The organism is Metabacillus litoralis (genome assembly GCF_007994985.1).
Classification (GTDB): domain Bacteria; phylum Bacillota; class Bacilli; order Bacillales; family Bacillaceae; genus Metabacillus; species Metabacillus litoralis.
Genome location: NZ_VOQF01000038.1, coordinates 1 through 4,428 on the forward strand (window position 1 = coordinate 1; position 4,428 = coordinate 4,428).

Annotated in this window: 3 protein-coding genes; all 3 read left to right on the plus strand. The window is 32.5% G+C overall.

Annotation, left to right across the window (positions count from 1 at the left end; genetic code table 11):
- Positions 1 to 1,034: 1,034 nt before the first annotated feature.
- Genes FS935_RS22935 through FS935_RS22945 form a run of 3 tightly spaced genes read left to right on the plus strand, consistent with a single transcriptional unit; the run spans position 1,035 to position 4,128 of the window.
- Entirely contained in the window at positions 1,035 to 2,708 is a 1,674-nt protein-coding gene (locus FS935_RS22935; protein ID WP_146950920.1) for a DUF6044 family protein, read from the plus strand.
- An 18-nt stretch (positions 2,709 to 2,726) separates the two neighbouring features.
- A complete protein-coding gene (locus tag FS935_RS22940) occupies positions 2,727 to 3,740 on the plus strand; it encodes a glycosyltransferase family 2 protein (protein ID WP_146950921.1) in 1,014 nt (337 codons plus the stop codon).
- A complete protein-coding gene (locus tag FS935_RS22945; RefSeq protein WP_240051009.1) occupies positions 3,712 to 4,128 on the plus strand; it encodes a GtrA family protein in 417 nt (138 codons plus the stop codon). Before FS935_RS22940 ends, FS935_RS22945 begins: the two co-directional genes overlap by 29 nt.
- Positions 4,129 to 4,428: the final 300 nt, after the last annotated feature.

The following is a 4,428-nucleotide window of genomic DNA, read 5'->3' on the forward strand; positions in this document are numbered from 1 at the left end:
AGAGTAGGACGTCGCCAAGTAAAGAGTGGAGAAGATCAGTAGAGATACTGGTCTTTTTTTGTGCGTTAAAAATAAACTAGCAAATTAATGAGCGAGATATGTAAAAAGCGAAAAACTAAAAAAACTAGTAGCCTAAAGCATGGTAGAAGGAGAAGGAAGTGGATGAAAGTGAATTAAGAATGCAGATAATATGATATCGCCAAGTAATGAATAGAAAGATCAGTAGAGATAATACTGGTCTTTTTTGTGTTTTAGAAGTTGAACATTAGATGATTGAAAAGATTGGGACCATTAATAATGGTAGAAACTAAAAAGTACTACAATCATTTATATCAGAATGAATTCCTTAAGCAAGCAGAACTTCAAACATCAGGGTCAGGATTATAGAGATGAAGCCCAAAAGAGGAAAGAATCCAAAGTGAAAAGTCCGTCATAGAGCTGATGAAGGACATAAGCAAGGGGAAAGCCCGAGAAAAAGTTCGTCATAGAGCTGATGAAGGACATAAGCAAGAGGAAAGCCCGAGAAAAAGTCCGTCATAGAGCTAATGAGGGACATAAGCAAGAGGAAAGCCTAAGAAAAAATCCGTCATAGAGCCGATGAAGGACATAATTACAGAGATGCGGTGTTCCTGGAAATCAAATTAGAAAATGCAATAATAGATTGAGTTCTACACTACGCAACAATCGTGAATATTGTTGGATCTTCTTTCAAATTAAAGACCACTTAGAAAAAGAAGATGTTAATAAATTTTTGTATCTTAATAAACGATCAAAATTGTACATCGTTAGCTTGACATTACATTCATCAAGGAGATGAAGCCCATAAGGAAGCAGAACCCTATGTCTAAAGTTCATCATCAATATTATTAAAAAGGAGTAACTCCATAGTAAGAAGATACGCCTAGGTTATTCAGTTCAGTAGAGAGGTAACACCAAGTTATTCTATAAACTAAATAAAATTAGTATTTTTATCCTGTTTTTGTAAATGTTAAATAGTACTGTAGGAGTAAAGCTTATTTTTAGAGGTGTATAGATTGTTTTTAAGATTTTTTGGTTCTGAAAAGAAATTGATTATATTCGCTATTATCACTATCTGTATCTATCTGCTTCCTCTTTACCTTTTAGGTGGAGATGCCCATATTCGGGTTCATGATAATCTTGATTCTAATATAGCTTGGTATAAGGTTTTGAGTGAAAGTGGACAATTGTTAGGTCCGACTACAGCTACTATTTCTCAGGTGATTAATGGTTTGCCTAGAAATGCTTATGGACCAGAATATAGTTTAATTGTCTGGCTGTATTCGGTGTTTCCGACAATGATTGCTTATGCGTTAAGTCAAAGTATTACTAGGATATTTGCATTTATAGGTATGTATTTATTGTTAAAGGATCACTTTCTGGTTCAAAAGAAATATGTAGTCATAAATGTTGGGGTTGCGTTAGCATTTGCTTTAACACCGTTTTGGCCGTCGGGTATGTTAAGTACACTTGGAATGCCACTTGCACTTTGGGCTTTTTTACATATTAGAAATGGGAAGGGGAAATGGACACATTATTTGGTGTTAACATTACTCCCGTTATACTCGAGCTTTGTGTTAGGTTTCTTCTTTTTTCTATTTGCCATAGGAGTTTTTTGGCTTGTTGATTTTATTAAGGGTAGAAGGAATTATCATTTTTTGCTTTCTATTGTTTATATGACGTTTCTATTTCTGGTTGTAGAGTACCGACTAGTGTACTCCTTTTTGTTTGATGATGAACCCAATAGCAGGGATGAATATTTTCATGCGAGACTTTCGTTATGGAGAGTTATAAGGCTTACTTTTAAAAACTTTGTACTGGGACATACACATGTGATGACGGTGCATGGTCTCTTTATATTAGCTGTCACTCTACTATCTTTATATATAGTTATCATTAAGAAACTATGGAAACAGGAACAAGTTTTCGTATTCTTGTTAATCCTGAACTTTTTGTTGTCTACTTGGTATGCATTTTGGTTTTATAAAGGATGGCTTCCGTTAACAGAGAGATTTCATTTTATGGATACATTTAATTTTGCCAGGTTTCATTTTTTACGTCCTCTAATTATTTATGTAGGCTTTGCTCTAGGTTTGAAAATAATGTGGGAATATGGGCAAAGATCAAGGTATTATTCGCTATTCTTTATAGCTGCTCAAATAGTTCTTTTATTTTGCTTTAATGATGAAATTATTCATCGGAATAAGCCTTCTGTGAATGAGTTTTACTCAGTTGAGCTTTTTGAAGATATTAAGGACCATATTGAGCTGCCAGTTGAAGAATATAGAGTCGCCAGTATTGGGATTCATCCAGCTATTGCTCAATATAACGGTTTTTATACACTTGATACGTATAATAACTTTTATCCATTAACTTATAAGTATGAGTTTAGAAAAATTATTGAAAAAGAGCTTGCGAAAAATAAGAAGATAAGAACGTACTTTGATGAATGGGGAGGCCGTTGTTATATCTTTACGGATGAACTTGGTAAGCACTATATGTTTAAGAAAAACACGAAAAAGACATTGAAAAACCTAGAACTTAATATAGAAGCGTTTAAAGATTTAGGAGGACACTATCTTTTTTCTGCAGTGTTAATCGAGAATGCAAAAGAAAATCAGCTTGAGCTAGAGCGAGTATTTGAAGCTGATACATCTGCGTGGAAAATATATTTATATAAAGCTTTATAAATCAATGGAGGTTTTATAATGAGTAAGCCTGTCCTTACTATTGTTGTTCCTTGCTATAATGAAGAAGAGGTTTTGGAAACAACCATAAAGGTGCTTGAAACAAAAATAACTCAATTTATAAATAATAATATAGTTTCTGAAAAGAGTAATATTTTATTTGTAGATGATGGAAGTAGGGATGGCACTTGGTCCATCATCTATAAAGAAAGTTTATATAATAGTAAGGTCAATGGATTAAAACTTGCCAGAAACGTAGGTCATCAACATGCACTCTATGCAGGATTAATTACTGCGAAAAACTCAGCAGATTGTGTTGTATCAATTGATGCTGACTTACAAGATGATGAAACTATTATTGTTGAGTTTTTACAGAAGTTTAATGAAGGCTTTGACATTGTTTATGGTGTCAGAGAAAAGCGTGATACCGATCATTACTTTAAAAAAACAACGGCAGAAGCATTTTATAAGTTTATGAAAAAGCTAGGTGTTAACTTAATTTATAATCACGCTGATTTTAGGTTAATGAGTAGACGGGCAGTGGAGGAATTAGAGAAGTTTGAAGAAGTTAATCTCTTTTTAAGAGGTATTGTACCTTTAATTGGTTTTCCTTCAACATCTGTTTATTATAATCGAAAAGAACGATTAGCTGGAGAAACAAAATACCCATTAAGAAAAATGCTGTCATTTGCATTTGAAGGCATTACATCATTTTCGATTACTCCTATACGGTTTGTGTTGTTTTTAGGCTTTCTTTCATTTTTCACAAGTATATTGTTTGGTACATATTTTATTAGCCTGAAATTTTTAGGGGAAACAGAAACAGGTTGGACTTCTCTTATTACGTCTATATGGTTAATTGGCGGATTGCAGCTAATAGCCATTGGTTTAATTGGTGAATATATAGGCAAAATCTATAAAGAATCAAAACGTCGACCAAGATATAGTGTGGATATTGATACTTTAAATTTAAAACAAAGCTTACTAGGAAGGAACATAGGATCAAGTGAGTCTGATCATAGAGAATTATTATAAAAGGGTAAATACATTTATTCGATTTATCCTGGTTGGGCTGATTAACACATGTATAGGTCTCTCTTTGATTCTAGTTTTGCTAAATGTTTTAGGATTATCATATTGGATATCAACCTTCATTGGAAATAGCATAGGAGCTACGTGTAGTTATATTTTAAATAAGAACTTCACCTTTAATAGCAAAGTAAGCAATCAAAAAGGAATCTCCTTATTTATTCTAGTCATATTGGGTAGTTATTTTATTTCGTATTCTATTGGTTATATCCTATTTGATAAAAGTAAACTCCTAACCAACTTTGAATATGTTAAGGAAACTTCATTAATCCTAGCTGCAGTGTTATATACAATATTAAATTACCTGGGACAAAGGTATATTGCGTTTAAGTGATTTATAATGGATTAAGATATAAATCATTACAAATAAGTGATGCTCATTAGTTATTTTAGGAGATGTTCAATTTGGGTGTTGACTTGATTATTAGTAAATGGTATTATTAATTTCTGCTGTTAAAGCAGTGAAAATATATGCCGATTTAGTTAAAAAACATTTTAATAAAAAAGTGTTGACTTTCTAAAGTGTATCATGGTATTATATAAAAGTTGTCACTTGAAACGACAACGCAACATGATCTTTGAAAACTAAACAAAACCAAGCGTGCCAACGTTAATTTCGATTAACAAAACGTAC